The organism is Streptomyces sp. A5-4 (genome assembly GCF_051131715.1).
GTDB lineage: Bacteria > Actinomycetota > Actinomycetes > Streptomycetales > Streptomycetaceae > Streptomyces.
Genome location: NZ_CP178591.1, coordinates 2,658,135 through 2,684,978 on the forward strand (window position 1 = coordinate 2,658,135; position 26,844 = coordinate 2,684,978).

The window sequence follows — 26,844 nt, forward strand, 5'->3', positions numbered from 1 at the left end:
AGCACGCGAACCTTGCGGGAGGGCCGACCCATGACGTCGCCACCAGCGCACCGTCGGTCGACAGAGCCGAACATGCACTTCCGCCGACTGCGAGGATCGCGTTCACCGGGCGAATTCGCCGCCGCCGTCCGCAGGGCGGCGCGGGAGATCGGCGAGCAGGTCGCGTGCGACGCCCGGTACATCGGGCGCGTCGAGGCCGGCGAAATCCGCTGTCCCAACTACGCGTACGAACGGGTCTTCCTGCATATGTTCCCCGGCCTCGCGCTGGCGGGCCTGGGCTTCTCGGCCCGCGAAACGGTACGCGGCAGGGGGGCACGCGCCGGGGGCGTCACGCCCCCGGCGCACACCACGATCCATAGCGACGAGGAGAGCGACGTGCTGCGTCGCGCGTTCATGACGAGCGGCACCACCACGGTGGCCGCCGCGTCCCTGGGACTCGGCAGTGCGCCGAGTGCTTCCGGCACGCCGGGCCCGTACGGCAACACGTACGACCCGCGGCGTCCTTTCACCGCGTCCCCGTCCGCGTCCGTGCCACCGCCCCGCCGGATCGGCGAGGCCGAGGTCAGCGCCGTCGAGGAGGCGGTGCGCTCCATCCGGCTGCTCGACGACCGGCACGGCGCCGACAGCCTCTACCAGCGGGCCGCACAGCCGCTGCGCACCGCGTACGCCCTGCTCGACACGGGCACCACGGCCCGCAGATCGATGGCCGAGCGACTGCACACCGGCGCCGGTGAACTCGCCCTGTCGGTGGGCTGGCTAGCGCACGACTCGGGCCGCTTCGACGAGGCCCGCTCGCACTACACGGAGGCACTGGCGACGGCGCGGGTGTGCGGGGACCCGGCGCTGGAGGCGCACGCGTTCAGCAACTCGGCGTTCCTGGCGCGGGACACCGGCCGCCCCCGCGAGGCGGTGCGGGCCGCCCAGGCGGGGCAGCGCGCGGCGGCGCAAGTGGCATCGCCGCGACTGCTCTCGCTGCTCACGCTGCGCGAGGCGGGCGGCTGGGCGGGGTCCGGTGACCGGTCGGGCTGCGAGCAGGCGCTCGCCCGCGCCCAGTCCCTCTTCGCGCGCGGCCCCGCGCACGCCGACCCGGAGTGGATGAGCTTCTTCGGCGAGGCAGAGCTGGAGGGCCTGGAGGCGCAGTGCTGGTCGGCGCTGGGCGACTGGCCCCGCGCGGTGCGGCACGCCCGGCGGGCGGCGGACCTCCAGGACCCCCACTTCGTACGGAATCTGGCTCTCTACAGCGCGGAGCTCGCCGACGACCTGGCGCATGCGGGGGCGCCGGACGAGGCGGCGGCAGTGGGGCTCAGAGTCCTCGACCTCCTCGCGGAGGTCCAGTCCTCGCGCATCCAGGCGATGCTCACCGGCACGGCCCGCACGCTGCTCCCCCACCGCAGGTCGCCCTCGGTGGCTCCGTTCCTGGCCCGCCACGCGGCGGCGCGGATCAGCGCCTGAAGGGGGGGCGCGCGGCCCGCCGAGGACAGGTCGAGCGCGCGGCCCGGTCTGGTCTGGTCTGGTCTGGTCTGGTCTGGTCAGGTCAGGTCAGGTCAGGTCAGGTCAGGTCAGGTCAGGTCAGGTCAGGTCAGGTCAGGTCAGGTCAGGTCAGGTCAGGTCAGGTCAGGTCGACATGTGCCCCGTGTCGTTCCAGCGCTCGATCGCCGGGGCGTCGTACGCCCAGCCCAGGACCGAGAGGGACGTCGGGTCCAGCTTGACGCGAGCCGCGAAGGACACGTCCTCACCCAGCCAGCGCGCACCGATCGCCCGCAGGATGTGGCCGTGGGCGAAGATCAGCACGTCCCGGTCGGCCGATCGCGCCCAGGCGACGACTTCGTCGGCGCGGGCGGACAGCTCGGCGAGCGTCTCCCCGTCCGGCACCCCGTCGCGCCAGATGAACCAGTCGCTCTGCAGCGCCTTGATCTCGGGCGGGGCCATCCCCTCGTACGCGCCGTAGTCCCACTCCATCAGCGCGTCCCACGGCTGCGCCCGCTCGCCGAACCCGGCGAGCTCACAGGTCTCGCTCGCCCGCACGAGCGGGCTGGTGCGCACCTCGACGTCCGGCAGCCCGTCGAACGGCGCCCGGTGCAGCCGCTCGCCGAGCAGCTTCGCGCCGCGTCGGCCCTCGTCGAGCAGGGGGATGTCCGTCCTGCCGGTGTGCTTCCCGGACAGCGACCACTCGGTCTGTCCGTGCCGGGCCAGCAGGATGCGCGATGCCATGACGGTGTCTCCCTGGGGCAGTGGTGGTGCACGAGGTGCGTGGATGATGCGTGTGCGTGCGGTGGTGCGTCGTCGGAGCGTCGATGTTGCGTGGTGGCGCGCCGGTGGCGCATTTACGGGCAGATCACTCCGCCCCCACCATCATCGCGCACCTGATCCGCGGGCAGCCCCCGGGGCGATACCGGCGTCGCCGCACCCGCGTTGATTCGTACGCGGCTCACGCGCGGCGAAGCACCCGCTCCCGGCCGTTCCCAGTGGTTCCCGATGATTCTCGGTGGATTTCGATGGTTCTCGGTGGAGTCGGTGGTGTTGTCAGTGGTGGATGGGAGACTTCGCCGGGTGAGCGATTCCCTGGGCGGCGGACCCGCGCCAACACCTCTGCAGGCACCCCCGCACGCATCTTCGCGAGGGGCGGCGCAGCAGACACCGGCGACATCGACCACGGCGCTCCGGCAGCGGCTCGCCGAGCTGCGCGGCCCCGCGGTCCCGCCGCTGCCGCTCGATGCCCGCGCGCTGGCCGCCCTCGCCGCCAACCCCGGCTGCAGACGCCGCGCCCTGCTCGACGGCGCGGGGGTGGACAAGACGGCGCTGGCCGCGGCGCTGGGCGCCCCCTCCGCGTTCGGTCAGTCCCAGTTCGCCTTCATGCGGGGCAACGCGTTCGAGGCCAAGGTCAAGGCGGACGGCGCCGGGGTGCTGATGCAGTTGCTGTACGAGCGGATGGGCGCGGGCAGCGAGCCTCCGGCCCCCGGTGGGACGCGCCTTCCGGATCTGACGGCGGCCGGCCCCGAGGGCCGCGCGGCCCGTACCGCACTGGCCCTGCGCGAGGCGACGGCGGCCGGCGCCTGGACCCTGCTCGACCACCCGATGCTGGCCCTGGAGGTGGCGGGCTCCCCCGCGTATCTGGAGCCGGACGCGGTGGTGGTGCACCCCGACGGGCGCTGGACGGTCGTCGAGATCAAGTCCTTCCCGATGATCGACGACTCGGCCGACGCGGCGAAGGTGGGCGCGGCGGCCCGCCAGTCCGCGGTGTACGTCCTGGCGCTGGAGCGGGTCGCGGCGATGGTGGGCACGGCCGCCGAGAGCAGTGCGGACGCGGCTCCTGTCGCCGCCGTGGACGTGGGCCACTCGGTCCTGCTGGTCTGCCCCAAGGACTTCTCCAACCTGCCGACCGCCTGCGTCGTCGACGTACGCAAGCAGCGCTCGGTGACCCGGCGTCAGTTGGAGCGATTGACCCGCATCGAGGACCTCGCCGACTCCCTCCCCGAAGGCACCACCTTCGACCTGGAGCGCCCGGCGCAGGAGCTGACGGCGGCCGTCGATTCGGTCGACGCGGCGTACGCGCCGGAGTGCCTGGCCGCCTGCGAGCTGGCCTTCCACTGCCGCCGGAAGGCACGCGCGGCGGGCGCCGTGGAGGCGCTGGGCCGCAGTGTGCGCGGCGAGCTCGGCGGGCTGACCACGATCGGTGAAGTGCTCGCCGCCGCCGAGGGCGCCGCGGGTGACCCGCTGGACCCGACCGTCGTGGCCCTGCGCCGCGCGGCGGCCCTGCGGTCCGAGGCGCTGGCCATCGCCGGGAAGGCCGCCGCATGTCGCTGATCGGCACACTCGCGCGGCTGGACGCCGTGCGGACCGGACGGGCGCAGCCCATGGCCACCGTCCGGCACCGGCATCTGTCCGAGCACCCCATGGTGTTCGTGCCGCTCACCACGGCGGGTGAGGCGGGCGCGCCCCTGGGGGCGCTCGTCGGCACCGACCGGCAGGCGCCCCGGCTGCTCGCCGTGGCGCAGCCGCGCGACCGCGACCTGCGCTTCGCGTTCCTCGCGGAGCTGGCCGAGGCCGTCCTGCCGTACGTCGACGGGTACGCCGGCGCCGTCGAGACGGCCGAGCGCAACGAGACCGACCCCGAGACCGGCAAGCGCGTCAAGGTCGAGGTCGAAGTGTGCGCGGACGCACCGCAGTTGATCGTGCCCAGCCGGGCCGGCGTCGAGTACGTACGGCTGCTCGGGCGCTCGATGCGTTTTCGGCGTACGGCCGAGCAGGACCCCGACACGCCCTACCCCGCTCCCCCGCACATCCCCTTGCTCGGCCGCTGGCTGACGCACTACGCCGAGCGGGCCCGGGTGCCCGGGTCCTCGCTCCTGCTGTCGGCGACCGACCTGCTCGGCCGGCACTGGGCGACCGGGCAGTCCCAGCTGGAGGACCAGCACCTGGGCGCACTGCTCGCCTGGATCGATCCGCCCGAGGACGAGTCCGGCGCCGAGCGCGCGCTGCGTGCGGAGCTGACGCGTGACGCGCAGGGGCAGTTGGAGTGCCCGCCGGCCGGGCCCGCCACCGACCCGGCCTTCGACAACAGGCTGCTGGCCCCCGCCATCGACCGGTACGACCTGGCGCGCAGGGCGCTCGCCGCCGCCGAGGACGGGCTCGCGGCCGATGCCCGGCTGAGCGAACTGGCCGCCGCCGAGAGCGACATACGCGCACTGCTGGCCCGCCAGATGCTACCCACCTGGGACGCGGTGTGGCGCGGCCTCGACCTGGTGCGGGCGCTGCCCGAGGGTCCCAGGGCGACCGACCGCTGGACGCGCGACCGCTGGTCGTTCACCGGGCACCGCGACCGGGTCAGGGCGGGTGAGCCGCCGCAGCCCCGCCGCGACGGCGCGGTGTCCGCCGCGCAGAAGCTGGCGTCCCGCGAGAGCGCGCAGGCACAGTTGGAGGCGCAGGAGGCACTCGACGACCCGCTGGTGATGGCGGGGAGGCGGCTCGCGGGCGAGGCGTTCACCAGCGAGGTGCTCGAAGTGGTGATGGCGATGAGCGAGGGCAAGCGGCCGAGCCCCCGCCCGCTGCTCACCGTCCGCACCGACGACCAGCCGCAGCTCGCCGGGCGGGTCAAGGTCTACCGCTCACTGGACGGCAAGGCGCAGAGCGCCGAGTTCGTGCGGTACGAGGAGGAGGCGGGCGTCCTGGTGCTGCGCGTGACGGACAAAATGGGCCGCGGCAAGGAGCCGGCGCCCGGGTCCGTGCCTTCGAGGGGCGAGCAGGTGTGCTGGACGCTCTTCGAGCACGACCAGCGCGGCGGGCCGCAGTTGCCGGACCCGGAGGAAACCCCGTGGACCCACGGCGGCCCGCCCGCCACGAGCGCCGAGAGCCCCGACCCCGTGACCCCGGAGGACCTGCTGTGATCCGCCCCGCCCCCGCCGGGTCCGCCGCCGCGGCCTTCGACCCCGGCGCCGCGGCCGGCCGTGCGACCGCCGCGATCCTGCACGACACGTTGCACGGAGCACACCGGGGCGTCGTGGTGGATTCGCCGCCCGGTGCGGGAAAGTCGACGCTGGTGGTGCGCGCCGCACTCGAACTGGCGGCGGCGGGCTCCCCGTTGATGGTGATCGCGCAGACCAACGCGCAGGTGGACGACCTGGTGATGCGGCTCGCCGAGAAGGAGCCCGAGCTGCCGGTCGGGCGGCTGCACAGCAACGACACCGATCCGTACGACAAGGCGCTCGACGAGCTGGCGAACGTACGCAAGTCCGCGAAGGCCGCCGAGCTGGCGGGCCTGGACATCGTCATCTCAACGGCCGCGAAGTGGGCGCACGTCAAGAGTGTCGAGCCGTGGACGCACGCGATCGTCGACGAGGCGTACCAGATGCGCTCGGACGCGCTGCTCGCCGTCGCCGGGCTCTTCCAGCGCGCACTGTTCGTCGGCGACCCGGGGCAGCTCGACCCATTCTCCATCGTCGGCGCCGACCAGTGGGCGGGACTGTCGTACGACCCGTCGGCGAGCGCGGTCTCGACGCTCCTCGCGCACAACCCGGAGCTGCCGCAGCACCGCCTGCCCGTCTCCTGGCGCCTCCCGGCGTCCGCCGCGCCCCTGGTCTCCGACGCGTTCTACCCGTACACCCCGTTCCGCAGCGGTACGGGCCACGGCGACCGGCGGCTGTCCTTCGGCGTCCCGTCCGACGGCTCCGGCGCCGACCGGGTGCTCGACGAGGCGGCCGAGGCGGGCTGGGGCCTGCTGGAGCTGCCCGCCCGGCACACCCCGCGCACGGACCCGGAGGCGGTCCGGGCGATCGCCCAGGTCGTACGCCGCCTGCTGGACCGCGGCGGCGCGACGGTCAGCGAGCGCTCCGAGGACCCGGTCCCGCTGACGGCGGACCGTGTCGCGGTCGGCACGGCCCATCGCGACCAGGCGGCGGCCGTCCGCGCGGCGCTGGCGGAGCTGGGTGTCACGGGCGTCGCCGTCGACACCGCGAACCGGCTCCAGGGCCGCGAGTTCGACGTGACGGTGGTCCTGCATCCGCTGTCGGGGCGGCCCGACGCGACGGCGTTCCACCTGGAGACGGGCCGCCTGTGCGTCCTGACCTCGCGCCACCGCCACGCGTGCATCGTGGTGTGCCGCGAGGGCGTCGCGGACCTCCTCGACGAGCACCCGTCGACGGAGCCGGTCCAGCTGGGAGTGACGGTGAAATTCCCGGACGGCTGGGAGGCGAACCATGCGGTGCTGGCCCATCTGTCGGAGCACCGGGTCGCCCACCGCCCCTGAGGCGCACTTGCGTCCACCCGGACAATGGAGGGTGGTCATCGAGCCCTGGTGACTTGTGAGAGGGAGGAACGACACATGGCGGAACCCGAGCGCACCGAGCGGCGGCTGCGCCCCGCACCGCTGCTCTTCGAGCCTTCGGAGGCGGCCACCGATCCCGAGCACTTCTTCGACCTGGAGTCGATGGACGACCCTGGGGAGCTGCTGGAGCGCGCCACGGAGCTGGCGCTGGCGTTCCGGGCGGCGACCGATCGGGCCGTGGAGTTCCAGGCGGTCGCGGCGGCGCAGCTCGCCGATCCGAAGCGGTTCGACCGGCTGTCGGCGGCGGACATCGCCGAGCGGGCGCAGTGGACCGAGGACTACGCGAAGAAGATGGTCGAGTTCGGCCGCGACCTGCTGCGCAACGCGCCGCCGCGCTGAGCGGTGCCCGCGGCCGGGGCTCCGCCCCCGGACTCCCCGGACCTCGCTTCTCGTACGCCGGCCGGCCTCCGCGCGGCGCACCGCGTTTGCCGGGCGGCCGGAGTGCCTGCGGCGCTCTTCCCCCACCCGCCCCCTTCCCGTAATCGGGGCTCCGACCCGGGCCCCGCACGCCCTTCTGGCATGTCCTCGCACGCCGGAAACAACCGGACGCGCCGAATCGGCCGGGGTCGGCCGGGGTCGGCCCGGGTCGGCCGAAGAGGAGCCGGGAGGGCCCGATGGCAGCCCGCGCGGGCCGCTCTGTCCAACGCCCCGGAAGCGGTGAGGGCTTGGCGCCCACCGCGCCACCGGGGCGAGTGTGCCGCATGGGGCGATTGGGGCGGCCTGGCTTGGCTCGTGGCATATGCCGGACCGCAAGATACTCTCCGCCGCCCCGCCCTGTCCTGATTTCTGTCAACTCTCAGAAACGGAATCGTCACTCCCGGTACACCTGGGACATGACCGCATGGAAGCGAGACACCGCGCCCCTGTCCGGCCGCCCTCCCGGCAACGAGGACCACCGCGTCGAGGAGGCGGACGTCTTCAGCCTCCTGCGGGACCAGGGCCCTCCGCACACCGCGCAGGTCACCGCCGCCGGCGCCGCCTGGCTCGCTTCCGCCGCCGTCTACCCCCGCTCCACGCTCTCGCTCTGGGACACCCGGCCCGCCGCCCCCGGCGTCCTGCCCTGCGGCTCCGTGTTCGACGTGGTGAACGTGCCCACCACCTTCGGCCGCCGGATGCTCGACCGGTTATGGACCGAGGGCCCCGGCTCGGGCCCCGTCGCCATCCATCGCGGCCGGATGTTGCTCTTCGCCTGCCCCGGCACCGCCCAGCGGCTGCCCTCGCTGCTGAACTGGGAGGAATGGGGCGCCGCGAGCGGCGAGAGCCCCGTGCCGCCGATGCTGTGCCACGGCGCGGGCGACGCGGTGACGGTCCCCCCGCTCACCAACCCGGCCACCTCATCCGTCACCTCGGGGCCGCGCTGGGTGGTCGCCCCCGACGTCCGGCATCCGTGGCTGCCGGGGCCCGACGTCATGCTCTGGGCCTGTGTACGGGCGGCCAGGTCCGGGCCGGCCCCCACGGCGCGGATATCGATTTTTCCTCCCGCCGATCAGGATGCTAATGTCTACGACGTCACCAGGCGCCGTTAGCTCAGTTGGTTAGAGCAGCTGACTCTTAATCAGCGGGTCCGGGGTTCGAGTCCCTGACGGCGCACAGACGGAAAAGGCCCCTCGCGAGAGCGAGGGGCCTTTTCGTTGCCCGCGCGGGCCCGGCGGCCGGTCAGGCGCCCGGCGTGATCCGCACCGTCCACGCCCCCGACGGCGTACGGTCCGCCACCTCCACCCGCGTCCCGTCCCCCGCCACCGTGAACGTCTCCCCCACCCCCAGCGGCGCGTCCGCCAGCGGCGGGTAGACCGAGCTGCCCCAGCACGCCTCGGTGTCCGGGTGGGTGTCCACCACCTCGATGGGCCCGCCGCCCGAAGCCGTCTCGTTGCGCACCCGGTAGATGAGCACGCCCTCGGTGCAGGTGGACCGGTCGTTGCCGGCCGCACCCCGCGCCTCGACGGCGATCGCGCTGCCGTCCCCGGTCCTGACGACCGCGAGCCGGGTCCCGCCGGCCCCCGCCCGCACCGGGGCGGCCCCCAGCGGGTCCAGGGTGAGCAGGGTCCCGGCCGCGTCCGACACGCAGGCCACCTGCCGCCGGTCCAGCCAGCCCAGCTTCCACTTGTGCCAGCCGAAGAGCTCGGGAGCGAGCCCGAACTGGCTGCCCATCACGTCCCAGTCCCCGACATGCGTGTCCCAGTCCCCCTTCCCGTCCACCGGCCGGTGGTAGAGGTCGGGCAGGTCGAAGACGTGACCGGTCTCGTGCGCCAGCACATTGCGGTCCGGCGGGTGCTGCTCGAAGACGGTGACGATGCGCCTGATGTCCCGGCCGTCGGCGCGCAGCGGCCGGTCGAAGTTGACCACCTTGGTCGCGTCGGAGTCGACGCCCGGCGCGTCCGGGTCGGCGACGAAATAGACGACGTCGTACTTCGAGAAGTCCACCCGGGCATCGGACGCGGCGACCGCGTCGCGCAGATAGGCGGAGCGCCGCTCCGCGCCCCAGTCGCGCTGTATCCCGTACGCGGTGGAGGCCTCCGGCATCTGCACCCACTCGCGCTGCGGGTGCGGGCGCAGGGTGAACTTCCCGTACGAGGCGCGCGCGAAGAAGCGGCTGGTGGCCGGGAAGTGGTCGGCCGCGAGCTCGTCGGTGCGGATGGTCGGCGGCGAGTCCGGGAACGAAAGGAAGATCATGGCGGCGTCGAGGTCGCGATCGGGGCGGGGGTAGGACGCGTTCCAGGTGTCCAGGCCGAGCGAGTGGTGCGCGGGGGTGCGGGGCAGCAGGCAGGGCAGGCCGGCCCGCGCGGCCACCGCGGGCCCCGCGGCGAGCGAGGTGGCGGCGAGCGCCGTGAGGGAGGTGAGTACGGCCGCCGTACTGCGAAGGCGCAGGCGGGACCGGTCGACTCCCCCGGGTGTCAGCTGACGATCCACATCGACCTCCGGGTGCGGAATGCGGGACACCCCACCCACCTTGTGCCGATTTGGTAATAAACGCCCTGTTCCACTGCCCCACCCGGGTGACCGGCCGACACCCCGGCGAGATCACGGAAAGTCACAAACGGTCACAATGGAACACCTCAAGGCGCACCCGTGCAGAAACGATCGTCCGTGGGCACGCGCCACCCGGTCTCGCCACCGGGTAGCTGGATCGGCCGAGGCGCCAGCCTCTATGATCGGCACACTTTCCTGCGTGGAGCCCGCCCCCCGTACGGCGGCCCTCCACCCGGCCGACGACCTGACGAAACCTGTACGCGTCAATGCACTGCGGGAGCGAGCAGTGAGCCGAACCCCTGAAGGGCCGGGATCAGTCCCCGACACACTCCGCCCGTCCGTCACTGAGCGTCATGCACTGGCGGTCGGTCGTACCGCGTCCGAACTGCGTGACTACCGGGCCGCCTTCCAGGCCGCCCGGCCCGCGATGGCCCTCATCGACCGCGAGGGTCACGTCGTCTCCGCCAACCACTCGCTGGCCGACCTCTTCGGCATCGAGCCCGCCCTGCTCCACGACCGGGACGCGGCCGATCTGGTGGACCTCAGCGCCGACGCCCGCAGCCTGCGCGCCTACCGGGAGGTCCTCGCCGGTCGGCGCACCCGCTTCCGCTGCACCCGCAGGCTCAAGCACCCCGACGGGCGGTCCCTGTGGGCCGAGGTCACCCTCACGCCCATGGCGGACAGCAGCAGCGTGCTACTGCTGGTGTCGGACATCAGCGACCGGCGCGAGCTGCAGGCCCGGCTGCGTCACCTGCGGATGCACGACCCGGTGACCCGGCTGCCCAACCGCACGCTCTTCTTCGAGCGGCTCACGTCGGCGCTGGAGAACGCGACGTACGACACCGGGGGCACGGGCCGGGTCGGGCTCTGCTACCTGGACCTCGACGGCTTCAAGGCCGTCAACGACACCCTCGGTCACCCGATCGGCGACCGGCTGCTGACCGCGGTGGCCTCCCGGCTGTCCCGGTGCGCCGACCAGTACGGCCACGCCAACGGCCGCGGCCACCTGGTCGCCCGGCTCGGCGGCGACGAATTCGCCCTGCTCGTCGAGGACTCCACCGGCACCGAGCAGCTCGCCGATCTCGCCCAGGGGGTGCTGACCGCGCTCCAGCTCCCCTTCGACCTGGCCGGTCAGCGGCTCTCGGTCTCCGCGTCCATCGGGGTCGTCGAGCGGGCGGCGGCCGGCACCACGGCGACCGGTCTGATGCAGGCGGCGGACACGACGCTGTTCTGGGCGAAGGAGGACGGCAAGGCGCGCTGGACGCTCTTCGACCCGGAGCGCAACGCCAACCGGATGACTCGTCAGGCCCTGTCCAGCACACTGCGGCCCGCCGTCGAGCGGGGCGAGTTCATGCTGGAGTACCAGCCGCTGGTCGATCTGGAGGGCGGCCGGGTGCGGGGAGTGGAGGCGCTGGTCCGCTGGTCGCACCCGCAGTTCGGCATGCTCGCGCCGAATCGGTTCATCTCCATCGCCGAGGAGGACGGCTCGATCGTCCAGCTCGGCCGGTGGGTCCTGCACACCGCCTGCCGGCAGGCCAGGCAGTGGCAGACCGAGCATCCCGAGGCGCCGCCGCTGTTCGTCAGCGTCAATGTGGCGGTGCGTCAGGTCTGGGACTCCGACCTGGTCGCCGACGTCGCGGCGATCCTCGCCGAGACGGGGCTCGCGCCGGAGTTGCTCCAGCTGGAGCTCACTGAGTCGGCGGTGATGGGCTCGGCGGGCCGCCCGCTGGAGGCCCTGCAGGCGCTGAGTGACATGGGCGTCCACATCGCCATCGACGATTTCGGGACCGGGTACTCCAACCTCGCCTATCTGAGCCGGCTGCCGGTGTCCGTGCTGAAGCTGGACGGTTCGTTCGTACGCGGCTTCCGGTACGACGAGGGCGCGCATCCCAATCCGGCGGACGAGATGATCGTCGAAGCGATGGTCCAGCTCGCACACCGGCTGGGGCTCACCGTCACCGCGGAGTGCGTGGAGACGTCCGGGCAGGCGGCCCGGCTGCGGCGGATCGGGTGCGACACGGGGCAGGGGTGGCTGTACTCACGGGCGGTGGCGCCGGGGCGGATCGGGGAGATGATCGAGGCGGCGGAGCGGGTGTAGGGGGCGGGATGCGGGTGTCTGCGGCGCGATTCCCCTGCCCGAAACCGGGGCAGCCCCCGGCCCCGGACGCCCTCCGGCGATTGAGGACTTCGGGAAGGGGCGGGCAGGGGAACAGCCCGCCGTAGGCGCTCAGCCTCCCGCTCAGCCCCGCCCGCCCGGCAGCCCGTACGCGTCCGCGATCAGCTCGTAGCTCCGCAGCCGCGCCGCGCCCCCGTGCGCGTTGGCCGTGATCATCAGTTCGTCCGCGCCGGTCTGCTTCGTCAGGTCGTCGAGCCCCGCGCGCACCTCGTCCGGCGTGCCATGGATGACGTTGCCCAGCCAGCTGTCGACGAAGTCCCGCTCCATCGCGCTGAATTCGTATGCCTCCGCCTCCTCCGGGGTGGGAATCAGCCCCGGGTTCCCGGTGCGCAGCCGGAGCATCGACAGGGCTCCGGTGAGGACCTGGCGGCGGGCCTCCTTCTTGTCCTCGGTCGCCAGCGCCGAGACGCCGATGACGGCGTACGGGGCGTCGAGGACCGCGGACGGGCGGAAGGACTCGCGGTAGAGGTCGAGCGCCGGGATGGTGTTCTGCGCGGAGAAGTGGTGGGCGAAGGCGAACGGCAGGCCCAGCGACCCGGCGAGGCGCGCGCTGAAGCCGGACGAGCCGAGCAGCCACACCGACGGGCGCCCCGGCGGGCCCTGGACGGGTCCGGGCACCGCGTGGATGCGGGAGTACGGGTGGCCGTCCGGGAAGTCGTCGTCCAGGAATCGCGTCAGCTCGGCGAGCTGCTGCGGGAAGTCGTCCGCGCCCTCGCGCAGCCGGTCGCTGCGCCGCAGCGCCGCCGCCGTCCCGCCGTCCGTGCCGGGAGCACGCCCCAGACCCAGGTCGATGCGGCCGGGCGCGAACGCCTCCAGCGTGCCGAACTGCTCGGCGATGACCAGCGGCGCGTGATTGGGCAGCATGACACCGCCCGAGCCGAGCCTGATGCGCTCGGTGTGGGCGGCGAGGTGGGCCAGGATCACCGCCGGGGACGAGCTGGCGACGCCGGGCATCGAGTGGTGCTCGGCCACCCAGTAGCGATGGAAGCCGCGGTTCTCCGCGAGCTTGGCGATGTCGACGCTGGTGCGCAGCGCCTCGCTCGCCGTGTGACCACTGCCGACCGTCGCGAGATCGAGTACGGACAGGGGTACGGGCGCGCTTCCGCTCGCCGTGCCTCGAATCGCGTTCACCGCTGGCCCCTCCTAGTTCGGTACGTACAACACCAGACCGAACAGGAGGGGCTCTCCGGTTATTCCCTTCCCGGCCGGCCCGACCTCACGGCCGCCGGGAGAACAGCGTGCCGAGTTTCGGTCCCCGCACCCGCCGCTCCACCAGCCGCAGCCCCTCCCACACCGTCACCTGGTTCGCGGTGAGGACCGGTTTGCCGAGGACTTCCTCCAGCTCCGGGAGGTGCTCGGCGGTGTGCAGCGCCGTATCGGGCAGCAGCACCACCTCCGCGTCCGGATGGTCGCCCGCGCGGGCCAGGGCCAGCACCTCGTCCCGGCCCCAGGTGCCCACCTCGGCGGCCGTGATGATGCCGCTGCCGCGCGCCGCGACCACCTCGATGTCCGAGGACTTGAGGAAGTCGGTGAAGTACGCCGCCACGTCCTGCGGGTAGGTCGCCGCGATCGCGACCCGGGTCGCGCCCAGCTCCCGTACCGCGTGGGCGAAGGCGAAGGACGTACTGGACGCGGGCAGGCCCGCCGTCAGCGCCAGCGTGCGCACCTGCTCGTGGGCGCCGTCCCAGCCGAGGACGAAGCTCCCGCTCGTACAGGCCCAGACCACCGCCTCCGCGCCCGCCAGCCGCAGCTCCTCGACGCCGGCCGCGAGACGGGGTGCCGAGCCCATTTCGAGCAGGGCGTCGACGCGATGCGCGTCCTCGCCGATGTCGGTGTGGACCAGGGGCAGTCTCACATCGCTGTCGAGGAGCATTTCGATGCGCGGGTAATCGTCCTCCGCGGAGTGTCCGGGATAGAGAAATCCGACCGCTGTCATGCCCACCCTTCCTGTCCTTCGGGCTGCCCCTGCGCCTGTACCGGTGATTGCGCGCGGGGCTGCTCCTGGGTATCCGTTTCGACCGGCTCCGTGCGTTCGAACAGCAGTTGCTGGTACGGGCCGACGGCATGCGAACCGATTCTCCGCAACGCGGACCACATGGTGACCTGATTCGCGGAAATCACCGGCATGCGCAGCTCCGCCTCCAGCTGAGGAATCACGTCGTACGTCGGCAGATTGGTGCAGCTGATGAACAGACAGTCGGCGGCTCCCACGACCGCCTGGCGTGCCATGTCCACCACGTCCCGGTACGGGACTTTCCAGATGTGCCGGGTAAGGCCGAGAAAAGCCCGCCCCGTCACCGCGATTCCGGCCTCCGCCAGGTACTCCTCCAGGGAGCTGGTCACCGATTCCGTGTAGGGCGTGACCAGCGCGATGCGCCGGGCGCCGATCTCTCCGAGCGCGTCGAGCAACGCTCCCGATGTGGTGACCGAGGGGAGTTCCCCGGCCTGAGACATGGCCTCGCACATGGCACGCTCCCCGGCGACACCGCCGACGAAACTTCCCGATGTGCAGGCGTAGGCGACAACTTCGGGGGCAACCGCGATCAGGGCCCGTACCGCATCGCGCAGCGTCTCGTGTTCGCTGACCAGCCTGGCGAGGTCAAGACTGACCTCGACGGGCACGAAAGGGGTGCGGGTGAGATGCAGCGAAACCCCGTCCGGAGTCCAGCGCCACAATTCCCGGTCGAGTGCGAAGTCGAAAGGGGCCACAACGCCTACTCCACGTTGTGGCCTCGGTCCGCCCAGGAAAGAGATGTCCAATGCGACCCCCTAGGAGGTGCGGGTATTGACGACGTTAGTTTCTGGTGCGAGCGTGGTCAATCCGTACATCTCAGACGTTGCGAAACGGTTTCCACTCCATGTCTGAAGCAACTCTTCTTGTCCTGGACGCCGATCCACCGCCACGTCTCGGCCGGCTGGCCGGACGGGCCCACATCCTGCACGGTGACGAGCGGACGCTCGCTCGTCAACTACCACTGGCAGACGCGCTTCTGGTCTGGGACTTCACCTCGGACGCGGTGTGTCGCGCCTGGCCAGGGGACGGCCCCAGGCCGCGCTGGGTGCACACCGCCAGCGCGGGCGTGGACCATCTCCTGTGCCCCGAGCTGGTGGCCTCCGACACGGTGGTGACCAACGCCCGGGGGATCTTCGATCTGCCCATCGCGGAGTACGTCGCGGGGCTGGTCCTGGCCATGGCCAAGGACTTCGCCGGCAGCCTGGAGCTCCAGCGTCAGCGGCGCTGGCGGCACCGGGAGACCGTGCGGGTGGCGGGCAGTCGCGCGGTGGTCGTCGGCTCCGGGCCGATCGGCCGGGAGACCGCCCGGCTGCTGACGGCGCTCGGCATCACCACCGCGCTGGTCGGGCGCACCGCACGCCCCGGCGTGCACGGCACCGACGAGCTGCCCGCACTGCTCGCACGCGCCGACTGGGTGGTGTGCGCGGCGCCGCTGACGGACTCCACCCGGGGCATGTTCAACGCGGCGGTCTTCGACGCCATGCAGCCGTCGGCCCGTTTCATCAATGTGGGGCGCGGGCAGCTCGTCGTCGAGGACGACCTCGTCGCGGCGCTGACGAAGCGGTGGATCGCGGGCGCGGCGCTGGATGTCTTCAGTCAGGAGCCGCTGCCGCCGCAGAGCCCGCTGTGGGACGTCCCGGGCCTCATCGTCTCCCCGCACATGAGCGGCGACGTAGTCGGCTGGCGCGACCAGCTGGGCACCCAATTCGTTGAGCTGTACGAGTTGTGGGCGGCCGGAAGCCCTCTGCCGAACGTGGTCGACAAGAAACGTGGGTACGTCCCCACGCATGACTGAACTGAGCGCATTGACCGCCCGCCAACTCCTGGCAGGTTACGAGAAGGGCGAGTTCACCCCCGTCGACGCGACCCGCGCCGTGCTGGACCGGATCGAGGCCGTCGATCCGCTGGTCAACGCCTTCGTCCGGGTGGACGCCGAGGAGGCGATGGCGCAGGCGGAGGCAGCCGCCGCGCGTCGGCGCGCGAAGGAGCCGCAGGGGCTGCTCGACGGGGTGCCGGTTTCGGTGAAGGACATCTTCCTGATGCGCGGCGGCCCGACCCTGCGGGGCTCCAGGACCGTACGCACCGAGGGGCCGTGGGACGAGGACGCGCCCGCGGTGGCGCGGCTGCGTGAGCACGGCGCGGTCCTCCTCGGCAAGACGACCACGCCCGAGTTCGGCTGGAAGGGCGTCACCGATTCCCCGCAGAGCGGGGTGACCCGCAATCCGTACGCCCCCGCGCGCACGGCGGGCGGCTCCAGCGGCGGCAGCGCGGCGGCCGTGGCGCTGGGCGCGGGCCCGCTCTCGCTCGGCACGGACGGCGGCGGCTCGGTGCGCATCCCGGCCTCCTTCTGCGGCATCTTCGCGCTGAAGCCGACGTACGGGCGGGTACCGCTCTACCCGTCCAGCCCCTTCGGCACGCTCGCGCACGCGGGCCCGATGACCAGGGACGCATCGGACGCGGCACTGCTGATGGACGTCATCAGCGGCGCGGACTGGCGCGACTGGTCGCAGCTGGGCCCCGGCGAAAGCCTCAGCGGGTCGCTGGAGGGCGGGGTGCGGGGCCTGCGGGTGGCGTACTCGGCGTCGTTCGGCGGGCAGGTCTCGGTGCGGCCCGAGGTCGCCGCGGCGGTGCGCGGGGCCGTGGAGAAGCTGGCCGACCTCGGCGCGTACGTCGAAGAGGCCGACCCCGCCATGGGAATCGAGCACGGCGGCGCCGACCCGGTGGAGGCCTTCCACACGCTGTGGTTCAGCGGCGCCGCCCGGCTGGTGCAGCACTTCGGCCCCGAGCAGCGGGATCTCCTCGACCCGGGGCTGCGCGAGGTGTGCGAGGCGGGGGCCGGGCTCAGCGCGCTGGACTACCTCTCGGCCGTTGACGCCCGGATGGATCTGGGCCGGCGCATGGGCCGCTTCCACTCGACGTACGACCTGCTGGTCACCCCGACCCTGCCGATCACCGCCTTCGAGGCGGGCGTCGAGGTGCCGAGGGGGTCGGGGCACCGGCGGTGGACAGGATGGACGCCCTTCACGTACCCCTTCAATCTGACCCAGCAACCCGCCGCGACCGTGCCCTGCGGCACGGACGTCGACGGGCTGCCGATCGGGGTGCAGCTGGTGGCCGCGCGCCACCGGGACGCCTTGGTGCTGCGCGCGGCGCACGCGCTCTACGGGAGCGGGATCACGGAGATTCGCCGGCCCGCCTGAAGCTGAGCGTCTCGCCCAGCGCGCCCGAGCGCCAGAGGTCCTGGCAGGCCTCGGCCATCCGGTCGAGGCCGTCGACGACGGTGCCCCAGACGATGCCGGGGACCCAGCCCGTATCGCCGTTGAGCAGCAGGTTGTTGCGTTCGTAGAAGAGCGCGAGGTCGACGACGCCGTGGCCGTCCTTGAGGGCGGCCTTCGGCCCGTAGCCGTGCGACGCGGTGCCCAGCTGGGTGTCGGAGAAGGCGAAATAGCAGAGGTCGCCGGGGATGGGGGTGACGGTCGGATTCTCCAGCGGCGGCTCCTGTGCGGCGAAGGGGGCCAGCAGCGCGTAGATCTCGTTGCGCGCGTACTTCGCGTGGTACACGTCCCCGCCCAGCGGGAGCGCCTCCCACACCGCCGCGCAGGTCAGCGGCGCGCGGTCGTCGAGGAGTTTCGCGGTGCAGCGCACACCGCGCTTGTCGAGCGAGACTTCGATGAAGCGGTCATTCATGCGCTCTCCTCACAGTCCTGTTCCTGCACGTTAGGGCACCCGGGTATCGGTGCAACACCTCATCGGGTACGTGCCGTTGTGTCCGCATTGCGCGAGTCGGGGCCGGAAATGATCGGCATATCTTTTCCCGCCTCGGGTAGTAGCGCGCCCATGGCTCCACCACAGGGGAACAATCCAAGAAGCACAGGACGCGGGCTACGGCGCCGCTCGCTGCTCGCAGGAGCTGCGGCGCTCGGCGCCGTCGGCGCCATGGGTGCGACGAGCGCGTGCAGCCGGGTGGCCACCGCCGACATCGGGGACGGGGGAACGCTGCTGGACCAACTGCGCGCGAAGAAGACCGTGCGGCTGGGGCTGGCGGGCGAGCAGCCCTACAGCTACATCGGCAAGGACGGCGAGATGACGGGCTCCGCCCCGACCATCGCCAAGCGCATCTTCAAGGAGCTCGGGGTGGAGAACGTACAGCCGTTCGCCACCGAGTTCGGCTCGCTGATCACCGGCTTGAATTCGCTGCAGTTCGACGTGGTCGCCGCCGGGATGTACATCAATCCCGAGCGCTGCGAGCAGGTGATTTTCGCCGATCCCGAGTACCAGATGCTCGACGCGTTCCTCGTACCCACGGGGAACCCCAAGAACCTCCACACCTACAAGGACATCGCCAGGTCCGGGGCCAGGATGGCGACCGGCGTGGGCTACGCGGAGATCGCGTACGCCGAGGAGGCCGGGGTCAAGAACGTGACGACCCTGCCGGACCAGCTCGCGGGCCTGCTGGCCGTCGAGCAGGGCCGCGTCGACGTCTTCGTCGGCACGGCGGTCACCGTGCGCAACGTCGTGGAGGAGACCGAGACCTCGAAGGCCGAGGCCACCGACGAGGTCACGCCCCTCGTCGACGGCAAGCCCGTCATCGACGTCGGCGCCTTCGCGTTCCGCACCCCGGAGACCAACCTCCGCGACGCGTTCAACCGTGAGCTGCACAAGCTGAAGAAAAGCGGTGAACTGCTGGAGATCATGCGGCCCTTCGGATTCGGGAAGGACCAGATGACGACCATCACGGCCAAGGAGAAGTGCAAGCCATGAGCGAAATCAGCGCTGGTTTGTGGGAACTCCTCCTCAAAGGCGTGTGGATCACGGTCCAGCTGACCGTGCTCAGCGCCGCCCTCGCCGCGGCGGTGGCCTTCTTCATCGGCCTCGCCCGCGCCCACCGGCTGTGGATCGTGCGCTTTCTGTCCGGTGCCTACTTCGAGATTTTCCGCGGTACGTCCGCGCTGATTCTGATGTTCTGGATCTTCTTCGTGCTGCCGCTGGGCTTCGGCTGGCAGCTCGTACCGATGTGGGCCGCCGTGCTGGCACTGGGGCTCACCTACGGCGCGTACGGCTCGGAGGTCGTGCGCGGCGCCATCAACGCGGTGGCGCCCGCCCAGCGCGAGGCGGGAGTCGCGCTGAGCTTCACCCCCGCACAGCAGCTGCGGAAGATCATCCTGCCGCAGGCCTGGCCCGAGATGATCCCACCCTTCAACAACCTCCTGATCGAGCTGCTCAAGGGCACCGCCCTGGTCTCGATCATGGGCGTCGGCGACATCGCCTTCGCCGCCTCGCTGGTGCGCAACGCGACCGGCCAGAGCGCGCCCGTCTACACGATCATCCTGGTGATGTACTTCGTGCTCGCCTTCGTCCTCACTCGTGGCATGCGCGTCCTGGAGCGCCAGGCGAAGGCCGGTATCGGCCAGCGGCCCGAGAAGACCGGCGGCCTCACCCGCAAGCTCGGCATCCGCCGTCAGTCCGAGATCTCGATCAGCGCGGGAGGTGACGCCTGATGGCATGGGACTGGTCCGCGGTCGGCGATTTCATGCCGAGGTTCTTCGACGGTCTGCTCGTCACCCTGCAGGCCCTGGTGCTGGGCGCGCTCGTCGCGTTCACGCTCGGCCTGGTGTGGGCGATGGCTCAACGCTCCAGCCTGGCGGTGGTGCGCTGGCCGGTGAACATCATCACCGAGTTCGTGCGCAACACCCCGCTGCTGGTGCAGCTGTTCTTCCTCTACTACGTACTGCCGGAGTGGGGCATCACGCTCAGCGCGATGGTCACCGGTGTCATCGGCCTCGGTCTGCACTACTCCACGTATACCGCCGAGGTCTACCGGGCCGGTATCGACGGCGTCCCCGCCGGACAGTGGGAGGCGGCCACCGCGCTCAGCCTGCCGCGGGTCCGCACCTGGGGCGCGGTCATCCTGCCGCAGGCGATCCGCCGTGTCATCCCGGCGCTGGGCAACTACGTCATCGCGATGCTCAAGGACACTCCGATGATCTTTGTGATCGGAGTGATGGAAATGCTCGGCGAGGCGCGCCAGTTCGCCTCAGAGACCTTCCTGACGGTCGAGGTCTTCACCGTCGTCGGTGTCGCCTTCATCGTCATCTCCTACCCGGCATCCCTTCTCATGCGAGCACTGGAGCGTCGCCTTGTCCGCTGACAGCAATCCCGCGAACACGTCGAAAGAGACGGCCAACCCCGCGGCGGACGGCCAAGAGCTGATCCGCTTCGACAAGGTCACCAAGCGCTTCGGCACCAACACGGTGCTGGATTCGCTGGACTTCACGGTCTCCTCCGGCAAGCACGTGACCCTGATCGGCCCGTCCGGATCGGGCAAGACCACGATCCTGCGGCTGCTGATGACGCTGCTGAAGCCGGACGAGGGGCACATCAAGGTCGGCGGCCAGTACCTCACGCACGAGGAGAAGGACGGCAAGCTCGGGCCGGCCGGCGAGAAGCACGTGCGCGAGGTGCGCAAGAACATCGGCATGGTGTTCCAGCAGTTCAACCTCTTCCCCAACATGAAGGTCCTGCGCAACATCACCGAGGCTCCGGTGCACGTCCTGGGACTGTCCGAGGACGAGGCCGTGGAGCGGGCGAAGGGGCTGCTCGACCTGGTCGGGCTCGGGGACCGTGTCGACGCGTACCCCTCCCAGCTGTCCGGCGGTCAGCAGCAGCGCGTGGCCATCGCCCGCGCGCTCGCCATGCGCCCGCAGGTGCTGCTGCTCGACGAGGTCACGTCGGCGCTCGACCCCGAGCTGGTGACCGGCGTGCTCGACGTACTGCGGGACATCGCCCACAGCACCGACATCACGATGCTATGCGTCACCCACGAGATGAATTTCGCCCGGGACATCTCGGACGACGTGCTGATGTTCGACGCGGGTCGCGTCATCGAGTCGGGACCGCCGGAGAAAATCTTCAGCGACCCGGACCACGAGCGCACCCGGGAGTTCCTGAGCGCGGTGCTCTGATCCCCCGGCGCACTGGCCGGTAACTCTGCCCCTGGCATATGCCAGGGTGGCGCGCCCCAGCTTACGGGCATGGGGCGCGCCACCAATCTTGTCAACACCGGCCCCTGAGGCGTGCCTTGGCGGCTATCGTGGACGGGATGCAAGCGGTCACAACCTGCTAGGCCGATCCTCCGCACATAGCTGAATCGGATGAACTGATGAGTTGGCCGGTACTTCGATAAGTGCGGGTCGTTGTTCTGGACGTGCCGATATCTCGTTCGTGTCGTTCCCGGGTCCAGCGCCCCCGCATGTCGGTGGAGTTGGCGCCTGTGGTGGAGAGGCGTCTGGGTGCTCTGCCTGCCTCTGCCGAGTTTCTGCGCCGGCTGGACGTGGCCGGGATCATCGACGAGCTGTGTCCTGTCCGTGAGGTGGCTCATCTGACGCACGGGCAGGTCGTCGAGGCGCTGATCGCCAACCGGCTGTCCTCGCCGACCTCGATGGTGCGGGTGGAGGACTGGGCGCGGAAGTGGGCTGTCGAGGAGGTCTTCGGCATCGAGCCGGACCTGCTCAACGACGACCGTATCGCCCGCGCTCTGGACGCGATCGCCCCGCACCTGGAGGAGATCACCGGCTCGGTCGGCGCGCAGGCCATCGCGGAGTTCGGCATCGATACCGCTCAGATCCACTGGGACATGACGTCGATCTCCATGTTCGGCGCCTACCCGGACCAGGAAGAGGAGTACGCGCAAGTCAGATACGGTCACCCCAAGGACCGGCGGGTCGACCTGAAGCAGGTCCAGGCCGGGCTGGCCGTCACCCGCGACGGTGGCATCCCCGTCTTCCACCGTGCCTACGACGGCGGAGCGGGCGAGGTCGCCCAGGTCGTCGGCGCGATGAAGGCCCTGCGGAAGATCGCCGACCGCAAGGACTTCCTGCTCGTCGCGGACTCCAAACTGGTGTCCTACCCGAATGTCACCGCCCTGCTTGACGCCCGGGTCGGATTCGTCGCCCCCATACCCGCGGCCCAGGTCAAAGCCGGCTTCTACGCCACTGCCGACCTCGGGGCCGCCGAGCTGGTCGACTACGTCAACGACCGCGACCGCGAGCGGGAGACCCCCGCCGACCAGCGCGAGTCCTACCGGGTCCTGGAAGACGTCCACGCCATGGCAGGACCACGCAAGCGCGACCCGGTCCACCACCTGCGCCGGATCCTGGTCCACTCCACCGGCAACGCGGAGGGCCAGCGCAAAGCACGCGCCAAGCGTCTGGCCAGAGCCACCGAGGATCTGGAGAAACTGCAAAACTCGGCCGGCGGCCGGTACTACACCACCGCCGAGAAGGTCCAGGCCCGGATCGGGGTGATCACCAAGTCCCGCCGGGTCGCCAGCTGCCTGCGTACCACCGTCACCGCCGGCCCCGACGGGAAACCCACTCTGGCCTGGCACTTCGACGAGGACGTCCTGGCCGCCGAAGCCGCCGCCGACGGCTGGTACTCCCTGGTCACCGCTCTGACTCCGGAGCAGGCCGACACGGCCGAGGTCTTCCGGCGCTACAAAGGCCAGGGAGTGGTCGAACGCCGCTACGGCGAGTTCAAAGGCCCCCTGGCCGTCGCGCCGCTGTTCCTGGAGCACAACCGCCGCATCACGGCCTTGATCACCGTGATCTGCCTGGCCCTGCTGGTCTACTGCCTGATCGAACGCCAGGTCCGCCAGGCCCTGGGCCCCGAGCAGACCATGGCCGGCCTCTACCCCGACAACCGCAAGGTCCGACCCACCGGCCGCATGATCCTCTACCACCTCGACGGCCTCATGCTCCGCCCCGGCACCGCCACCGACCCACCCGTCATCCTCATCAGCCGAGGAGTCCAAGCACACCTACTCGAACTCCTCGGCATCGACGAAACCCGGCCCCGCTGGCTGGAGACCTAAAGCCCCATGTGCGAAGTCACCGGCTAGGGGGAACCGTGGCGCTGAAGCCGGAGTCCACCGCGCCGTTCCATTCGGTGCAGTACGCCCTGCGTGTGCTGGAGGCCGTCTCCAAGCACGGGGGCGGCGTCACCGACGCGCAGATCGCCCGTGAGACCGGGCTCCCCACCGTCCATCTGTCGTCCCTGCTGCTGATGCTCCGCCGCGAGGGATACGTCGAGCAGGTCACCGGCGGCGCCTACGTCGTGGGCGACTCACTGGTGCTGCTCGGCTCGGGCGCCACCCGCCGCGACGCGCTCCAGGCCAAGCTCCAGCAGACCCTCGACCACCTCCGTGACTCGGTGGGCGCGGCGATCTACATCAGCCGGTACATCGACGGCGAGATCCGGGTCACCGAGATCGCCGACGGCCCGCTGACCCCCGCGGTGAACGAGTGGGTCGACTTCAGATCCGCCGCGCACGCCAGCGCGATCGGCAAGTGCCTGCTGACCCAGCTCGACCAGAACGGCCGCCGCGACCACGTCTCCCGGCACCGGACGGCCCGGCTCACCTCCAGGACGATCACCAACGAGCGCGTGCTGTTCTCCACCCTGGACAGCCAGCCCGCGACGGTGCCGATGCTCGACCTGCAGGAGTACGCGGTGGGCACGGTCTGCGCGGCCGTGCCGCTGACGGCCGGATCCACGGTGGGCTGTCTGGCCCTCTCCCTGCCGGTCGAGCACGCCCACCGACTGCGGGCGGCGGCGGACACCCTCAACCGCAGGGCAGCGCCGATGGTCCTGTCCCTGGCGCTCTGAGGCGACCGAAGGCGGTCGAAACCACCCCTGGGGACCAGGTACTATTTACGAGTCGCGCGCCGTTAGCTCAGTTGGTTAGAGCAGCTGACTCTTAATCAGCGGGTCCGGGGTTCGAGTCCCTGACGGCGCACCGACGAAAGGCCCCATGCGAGAGCGTGGGGCCTTTCGCATGCCCGCCCGCGGCCCCTCTCCGGTCTCACGCCCGCAGATAGGCGAGGACGGCGAGGACCCTGCGGTGGGTCTCCCCGGCCGGCGGCAGGTCGAGCTTCCCCAGGATGTTGCCGATGTGCTTGCCCACGGCCGCCTCCGACACCACCAGCTCGGCGGCGATCGCCCCGTTGGACTTCCCCTCGGCGACCAGGGCGAGGACCTCACGCTCCCGCGGGGTCAGCCGCTCCAGCGGGTCGCGGCGCCGCCGCAGCAGCTGGCGTACGACCTCGGGGTCGACCACCGTTCCGCCGTCGGCGACCCGCACGAGCGCGTCCAGGAACTCCTCGACCTGACCGACCCGGTCCTTGAGCAGATACCCGACGCCGGTGCCGTCACCGGCGTCGAGCAGCTCGGTGGCGTACGAGCGCTGCACGTACTGGCTGAGGACCAGCACGGGCAGCGCGGGGCGCTCGGCGCGCAGGGCGACGGCGGCGCGCAGCCCCTCGTCCTGGAAACCGGGCGGCATCCGGACGTCGGTGACCACGATGTCCGGGTCGTGCTCGGTGACGGCCTCGTACAGCGCGTCCGCGTCCCCGACCGCCGCCACGACCCGATGGCCGAAGCGGGAGAGCAGTTCGGTCAGCCCCTCACGCAGCAGGACACTGTCCTCGGCCAGAACTACCTTGAGGGGGCGGTCGGTTCGCAAGGGATCTCCACACACAGCACGGTCGGACCGCCCGGCGGGCTGGTCAGCGACAGTGTGCCATCGAGGACGGCGACCCGGTCGGCCAGCCCGGTCAGCCCGCTGCCTGCGGCCGGGTCGGCGCCGCCGGCACCGTCGTCGCGCACGACGACCGCCAGCCGGCCCGCCCGGTGCCGGGCGGTGATCCACGCGCGGCTCGCGCCACTGTGCTTGGCCACGTTGGCCAGGGCCTCGCAGACGGCGAAGTAGGCGGCGGTCTCGACGGGGGCGGGCAGCCGGGGCAGCTCGACGTCGGTGTTGTCGCCGGTGTCGGTCTCCACCGGTACGGCCGAACGATCGGCGGCGTCGGCGAGCGCCGCTCCGAGCCCGTAGTCGGCGAGGACCTGCGGGTGGATGCCGTGGATCAGCTCGCGCAGCTCGGTGAGGACCTTGCCCGCCTCGCTGTGAGCGCGAGTGAGCCGATCGGCCAGCGCGCCGGCCCCTGCCGGCACGTCGAGCCTGGCCAGGCCCAGCGTCATGGTGAGGGCGACCAGCCGCTGCTGCGCGCCGTCGTGCAAATCCCGCTCGATGCGGCGCCGTTCGGCTTCGAAGGCGTTCACCAGGCGGGCCCGTGAGCGGGTCACCTCGGTGAGTTCGTCGCGCAGATCGCCTTCGCGCGGGGCGAGCAGCAGCCGGGTGAGCTGGGCGCGGGCGCCGGCCAGCGCACCGAGCAGGTAGAGAAGCACGCCGAGGATTACGAGCCCCAGCAGCGCCGCCGCGAACGCCGCCGGATAGCCGGTGACCAGAGGCCCCTTGACGACCCGTACCTCCTCGCCGTCGATGGCCAGTTGCACGGGTGCGGCCATCATCATGACGGGCAGGCCCACCGCGACCGTCACGGCCAGCAGGTCGAGGGGCCACAGCACGAAGGCGTGCAGCAGGGCGTACGCGAGCTCGCGCCAGGTCGCCTGTTCCCGAAGCCGCAGCCGCGCCCAGGCGCCGAGGCCCGGCTCGGTGGGGACGCGATGCGGATCCGCCGCCGCGTCCTTGTCGACGAGCAGCAGCCGGCGCCGCTCGACGGCCGCCAGCGGCAGCCCCGCGAGCAGCAGCAGCGGCAGCCCGACGAGCGCCAGCGAGAACACGGCGAGCACGAACAGGGCGAGCAGCGCCGGGAGTCCGGTGAGCACACTGCCGAACAGATACCCGGCGGAGCGCCAGGGCCAGCCGGAGCGCAGATAGTCGGGGCTGGTCAGGGCCTGCCAGGGGGTACGGGCGGTCATGGCGGCAACGGTAGGCGGCCGGGGCGCGGGGGTGCGATGGGGCCTGGGGGTGTGCCCGGGGTGGGGCTGGGCCTACCCCGCGGCCGCGCGGGCGCGGCGGGGAACGCGCCCGCCCGCGCGGCGACCCGCTAGCTCCCGCTGCCCACTGCCGCCAGCACCGCCCGCGCCTGGTGATCCGCTCCGAGCTTGTTCGGGTGGAACGGGACCGCGAGCCCCGGCGGATTCGTCGTCACCGGGATCAGGCCCTCCACCCACTTGACCCCCGGCGCCCGGCACACATCGTGTCCGACACTTGAGCTGTACGTATCGACGAAGCCAGCCCCGGACTCCCGCGCGGCCCGCCGCAGCATCGCGTTCAGCTCCACCAGCCGCGCCCCGAACCACCGCAGGTCGGCGTCCAGCATCTGCACATAGGGATAGCAGCCGCGGTCCGGCGAGATACCGGCCAGGTAGTCGACCACCAGGACGGTCGCCCCGGGCGAGCGCTGCTTGATGCCGTCCACCGCGGCCACGATCTTCGGCTGCGCCGCGACGATCCGCTCCGACATGAGGTCCTTGCCCCCGGCCTCCCAGGCCGCCCGGCAGGGTTTGGCCAGGGGCGTGGGCAGCAGGCTGACGCAGTCGCCGATGGCCGCCGCGAGCCCGACGTCGTTGCCGCCCATGCCCATGGTGACCAGGTCGGTGCTGGGCGTCAGCCGGTCGAACTGCGGGGCGTTCACCCCGTCTGCCAGGACAGGGACGCGGTTGACGTCCTGCGAGGCGGTGAGGTGCACGGTGGTCGCCGCGCCACAGGTGGCGTCGCGGAAGGTGGTGATGCCGAGCTTCTCGGCGACCTGCTTGGGGTAGTTCCAGGTGCTCTGGGCGCAGCCCACCGGAGCGTGCCCGGTCGCGACGTTCAGGACGGTGACGTCCGCGGACCAGGAGTCGCCCAGCGCGACGTACTCGCCGAAGCGGGGTTTCGCGCTGTCGGCGTGCGCGGGCATCGCGGCGGCGGTCAGCGCGCAGGCGGTGGCGAGAGCGACGAGCAGGCGACGGCGTGGCGTCAAGGAATGCCTCCGGGCGGCGGAAGAAGTGAGTAAAGGGAGGAAGAGG

General features: G+C 71.6%; 24 protein-coding genes and 2 tRNA genes. 17 read left to right on the forward strand and 9 right to left on the reverse strand.

Annotation, left to right across the window (positions count from 1 at the left end):
• The first annotated feature begins 30 nt into the window (after positions 1 to 30).
• Positions 31 to 1,452, forward strand: a complete 1,422-nt coding sequence (locus ACLLJJ_RS12125) for a hypothetical protein (protein WP_434589879.1) — start codon at positions 31 to 33, stop codon at positions 1,450 to 1,452.
• A 162-nt stretch (positions 1,453 to 1,614) separates the two neighbouring features.
• Here ACLLJJ_RS12125 and ACLLJJ_RS12130 read toward each other — a convergent pair whose 3' ends face one another.
• Positions 1,615 to 2,211, reverse strand: a complete 597-nt coding sequence (locus tag ACLLJJ_RS12130) for a histidine phosphatase family protein (protein WP_434589881.1) — start codon at positions 2,209 to 2,211, stop codon at positions 1,615 to 1,617.
• Between the two features lie 339 nt (positions 2,212 to 2,550).
• Here ACLLJJ_RS12130 and ACLLJJ_RS12135 point away from each other — a divergent pair, with 339 nt between their 5' ends.
• From ACLLJJ_RS12135 to ACLLJJ_RS12160, 6 genes are all read left to right on the forward strand, one after another.
• The gene (locus ACLLJJ_RS12135) at positions 2,551 to 3,804 is read left to right on the forward strand and encodes a hypothetical protein (protein WP_434589883.1); all 1,254 of its coding nucleotides are present in this window, start codon (positions 2,551 to 2,553) and stop codon (positions 3,802 to 3,804) included.
• The gene (locus ACLLJJ_RS12140; protein ID WP_434589886.1) at positions 3,795 to 5,384 is read left to right on the forward strand and encodes a hypothetical protein; all 1,590 of its coding nucleotides are present in this window, start codon (positions 3,795 to 3,797) and stop codon (positions 5,382 to 5,384) included. The genes ACLLJJ_RS12135 and ACLLJJ_RS12140 overlap by 10 nt, the downstream gene beginning before the upstream one ends.
• The gene (locus tag ACLLJJ_RS12145; RefSeq protein WP_434600387.1) at positions 5,384 to 6,742 is read left to right on the forward strand and encodes an AAA domain-containing protein; all 1,359 of its coding nucleotides are present in this window, start codon (positions 5,384 to 5,386) and stop codon (positions 6,740 to 6,742) included. The genes ACLLJJ_RS12140 and ACLLJJ_RS12145 overlap by 1 nt, the downstream gene beginning before the upstream one ends.
• Before the next feature lie 75 nt (positions 6,743 to 6,817).
• On the forward strand, positions 6,818 to 7,159 hold the full coding sequence (locus ACLLJJ_RS12150) for a hypothetical protein (protein WP_434589889.1): 342 nt from the start codon (positions 6,818 to 6,820) through the stop codon (positions 7,157 to 7,159).
• 494 nt (positions 7,160 to 7,653) lie between these two features.
• On the forward strand, positions 7,654 to 8,346 hold the full coding sequence (locus ACLLJJ_RS12155; RefSeq protein ID WP_434589891.1) for a hypothetical protein: 693 nt from the start codon (positions 7,654 to 7,656) through the stop codon (positions 8,344 to 8,346).
• Positions 8,337 to 8,410: transfer RNA gene (locus tag ACLLJJ_RS12160), tRNA-Lys, on the forward strand. Before ACLLJJ_RS12155 ends, ACLLJJ_RS12160 begins: the two co-directional genes overlap by 10 nt.
• A 66-nt stretch (positions 8,411 to 8,476) precedes the next feature.
• Here the strand turns inward: ACLLJJ_RS12160 and ACLLJJ_RS12165 are convergent.
• Complete coding sequence (locus ACLLJJ_RS12165; RefSeq protein WP_434589892.1) at positions 8,477 to 9,757, reverse strand: M6 family metalloprotease domain-containing protein; 1,281 nt, start codon at positions 9,755 to 9,757, stop codon at positions 8,477 to 8,479.
• Positions 9,758 to 10,073: 316 nt separating this feature from the next.
• Here ACLLJJ_RS12165 and ACLLJJ_RS12170 point away from each other — a divergent pair, with 316 nt between their 5' ends.
• Positions 10,074 to 11,885 carry a putative bifunctional diguanylate cyclase/phosphodiesterase gene (locus tag ACLLJJ_RS12170; protein WP_434600388.1) on the forward strand — a complete coding sequence of 604 codons (1,812 nt, stop codon included), beginning with the start codon at positions 10,074 to 10,076 and terminating at the stop codon, positions 11,883 to 11,885.
• 141 nt (positions 11,886 to 12,026) lie between these two features.
• Here ACLLJJ_RS12170 and ACLLJJ_RS12175 read toward each other — a convergent pair whose 3' ends face one another.
• From ACLLJJ_RS12175 to ACLLJJ_RS12185, 3 genes are all read right to left on the reverse strand, one after another.
• A complete protein-coding gene (locus ACLLJJ_RS12175) occupies positions 12,027 to 13,094 on the reverse strand; it encodes an LLM class flavin-dependent oxidoreductase (protein ID WP_434589895.1) in 1,068 nt (355 codons plus the stop codon).
• 85 nt (positions 13,095 to 13,179) lie between these two features.
• Complete coding sequence (locus tag ACLLJJ_RS12180; protein WP_434589897.1) at positions 13,180 to 13,899, reverse strand: maleate cis-trans isomerase family protein; 720 nt, start codon at positions 13,897 to 13,899, stop codon at positions 13,180 to 13,182.
• Positions 13,896 to 14,723 (reverse strand): maleate cis-trans isomerase family protein, encoded by an 828-nt coding sequence (locus tag ACLLJJ_RS12185; protein WP_434589900.1) that lies wholly within the window; start codon positions 14,721 to 14,723, stop codon positions 13,896 to 13,898. The genes ACLLJJ_RS12180 and ACLLJJ_RS12185 overlap by 4 nt, the downstream gene beginning before the upstream one ends.
• A 98-nt stretch (positions 14,724 to 14,821) precedes the next feature.
• Between ACLLJJ_RS12185 and ACLLJJ_RS12190 the strand changes: the two genes are divergently transcribed.
• Entirely contained in the window at positions 14,822 to 15,772 is a 951-nt protein-coding gene (locus ACLLJJ_RS12190) for a D-2-hydroxyacid dehydrogenase (RefSeq protein ID WP_434589902.1), read from the forward strand.
• Positions 15,765 to 17,177: an amidase gene (locus ACLLJJ_RS12195; RefSeq protein WP_434589904.1), complete on the forward strand. Its 1,413-nt coding sequence runs from the start codon at positions 15,765 to 15,767 to the stop codon at positions 17,175 to 17,177. The genes ACLLJJ_RS12190 and ACLLJJ_RS12195 overlap by 8 nt, the downstream gene beginning before the upstream one ends.
• On the opposite strand, the gene ACLLJJ_RS12200 is transcribed toward ACLLJJ_RS12195, so the two are convergent.
• A complete protein-coding gene (locus tag ACLLJJ_RS12200; protein WP_283515961.1) occupies positions 17,152 to 17,664 on the reverse strand; it encodes a DUF3830 family protein in 513 nt (170 codons plus the stop codon). The two genes, ACLLJJ_RS12195 and ACLLJJ_RS12200, sit on opposite strands and share 26 nt — an antisense overlap.
• A gap of 150 nt (positions 17,665 to 17,814) precedes the next feature.
• Between ACLLJJ_RS12200 and ehuB the strand changes: the two genes are divergently transcribed.
• From ehuB to ACLLJJ_RS12235, 7 genes are all read left to right on the forward strand, one after another.
• Positions 17,815 to 18,738 (forward strand): ectoine/hydroxyectoine ABC transporter substrate-binding protein EhuB, encoded by a 924-nt coding sequence (ehuB, locus tag ACLLJJ_RS12205; protein WP_434589907.1) that lies wholly within the window; start codon positions 17,815 to 17,817, stop codon positions 18,736 to 18,738.
• Positions 18,735 to 19,475: an ectoine/hydroxyectoine ABC transporter permease subunit EhuC gene (ehuC, locus tag ACLLJJ_RS12210; protein ID WP_434589910.1), complete on the forward strand. Its 741-nt coding sequence runs from the start codon at positions 18,735 to 18,737 to the stop codon at positions 19,473 to 19,475. The genes ehuB and ehuC overlap by 4 nt, the downstream gene beginning before the upstream one ends.
• Positions 19,475 to 20,125 (forward strand): ectoine/hydroxyectoine ABC transporter permease subunit EhuD, encoded by a 651-nt coding sequence (ehuD, locus tag ACLLJJ_RS12215; protein ID WP_434589913.1) that lies wholly within the window; start codon positions 19,475 to 19,477, stop codon positions 20,123 to 20,125. Before ehuC ends, ehuD begins: the two co-directional genes overlap by 1 nt.
• Positions 20,115 to 20,939, forward strand: coding sequence for an ectoine/hydroxyectoine ABC transporter ATP-binding protein EhuA (gene ehuA / locus ACLLJJ_RS12220; protein ID WP_434589916.1), 825 nt, complete (start codon positions 20,115 to 20,117; stop codon positions 20,937 to 20,939). Before ehuD ends, ehuA begins: the two co-directional genes overlap by 11 nt.
• Before the next feature lie 287 nt (positions 20,940 to 21,226).
• Positions 21,227 to 22,846 (forward strand): IS1634 family transposase, encoded by a 1,620-nt coding sequence (locus tag ACLLJJ_RS12225; RefSeq protein WP_434588209.1) that lies wholly within the window; start codon positions 21,227 to 21,229, stop codon positions 22,844 to 22,846.
• 35 nt (positions 22,847 to 22,881) lie between these two features.
• Positions 22,882 to 23,640, forward strand: a complete 759-nt coding sequence (locus tag ACLLJJ_RS12230; protein ID WP_434589919.1) for an IclR family transcriptional regulator — start codon at positions 22,882 to 22,884, stop codon at positions 23,638 to 23,640.
• 56 nt (positions 23,641 to 23,696) lie between these two features.
• Positions 23,697 to 23,770, forward strand: a tRNA-Lys gene (locus ACLLJJ_RS12235).
• 66 nt (positions 23,771 to 23,836) lie between these two features.
• Here the strand turns inward: ACLLJJ_RS12235 and ACLLJJ_RS12240 are convergent.
• From ACLLJJ_RS12240 to ACLLJJ_RS12250, 3 genes are all read right to left on the reverse strand, one after another.
• Positions 23,837 to 24,496, reverse strand: coding sequence for a response regulator (locus ACLLJJ_RS12240; RefSeq protein ID WP_434589921.1), 660 nt, complete (start codon positions 24,494 to 24,496; stop codon positions 23,837 to 23,839).
• Complete coding sequence (locus ACLLJJ_RS12245; protein WP_434589924.1) at positions 24,469 to 25,752, reverse strand: sensor domain-containing protein; 1,284 nt, start codon at positions 25,750 to 25,752, stop codon at positions 24,469 to 24,471. The genes ACLLJJ_RS12240 and ACLLJJ_RS12245 overlap by 28 nt, the downstream gene beginning before the upstream one ends.
• Before the next feature lie 128 nt (positions 25,753 to 25,880).
• Positions 25,881 to 26,798: an SGNH/GDSL hydrolase family protein gene (locus tag ACLLJJ_RS12250; protein ID WP_434589927.1), complete on the reverse strand. Its 918-nt coding sequence runs from the start codon at positions 26,796 to 26,798 to the stop codon at positions 25,881 to 25,883.
• Positions 26,799 to 26,844 lie beyond the last annotated feature (46 nt).

Coding starts and splice junctions, on each gene's coding strand:
- ACLLJJ_RS12125 (WP_434589879.1), top strand. CDS start 31: ATGACGTCGCCACCAGCGCACCGTCGGTCGACAGAGCCGAACATGCAC.
- ACLLJJ_RS12130 (WP_434589881.1), bottom strand. CDS start 2,211: ATGGCATCGCGCATCCTGCTGGCCCGGCACGGACAGACCGAGTGGTCG.
- ACLLJJ_RS12140 (WP_434589886.1), top strand. CDS start 3,795: ATGTCGCTGATCGGCACACTCGCGCGGCTGGACGCCGTGCGGACCGGA.
- ACLLJJ_RS12150 (WP_434589889.1), top strand. CDS start 6,818: ATGGCGGAACCCGAGCGCACCGAGCGGCGGCTGCGCCCCGCACCGCTG.
- ACLLJJ_RS12155 (WP_434589891.1), top strand. CDS start 7,654: ATGACCGCATGGAAGCGAGACACCGCGCCCCTGTCCGGCCGCCCTCCC.
- ACLLJJ_RS12180 (WP_434589897.1), bottom strand. CDS start 13,899: ATGACAGCGGTCGGATTTCTCTATCCCGGACACTCCGCGGAGGACGAT.
- ACLLJJ_RS12190 (WP_434589902.1), top strand. CDS start 14,822: ATGTCTGAAGCAACTCTTCTTGTCCTGGACGCCGATCCACCGCCACGT.
- ACLLJJ_RS12195 (WP_434589904.1), top strand. CDS start 15,765: ATGACTGAACTGAGCGCATTGACCGCCCGCCAACTCCTGGCAGGTTAC.
- ACLLJJ_RS12200 (WP_283515961.1), bottom strand. CDS start 17,664: ATGAATGACCGCTTCATCGAAGTCTCGCTCGACAAGCGCGGTGTGCGC.
- ehuB (WP_434589907.1), top strand. CDS start 17,815: ATGGCTCCACCACAGGGGAACAATCCAAGAAGCACAGGACGCGGGCTA.
- ehuC (WP_434589910.1), top strand. CDS start 18,735: ATGAGCGAAATCAGCGCTGGTTTGTGGGAACTCCTCCTCAAAGGCGTG.
- ehuD (WP_434589913.1), top strand. CDS start 19,475: ATGGCATGGGACTGGTCCGCGGTCGGCGATTTCATGCCGAGGTTCTTC.
- ACLLJJ_RS12225 (WP_434588209.1), top strand. CDS start 21,227: ATGTCGGTGGAGTTGGCGCCTGTGGTGGAGAGGCGTCTGGGTGCTCTG.
- ACLLJJ_RS12245 (WP_434589924.1), bottom strand. CDS start 25,752: ATGACCGCCCGTACCCCCTGGCAGGCCCTGACCAGCCCCGACTATCTG.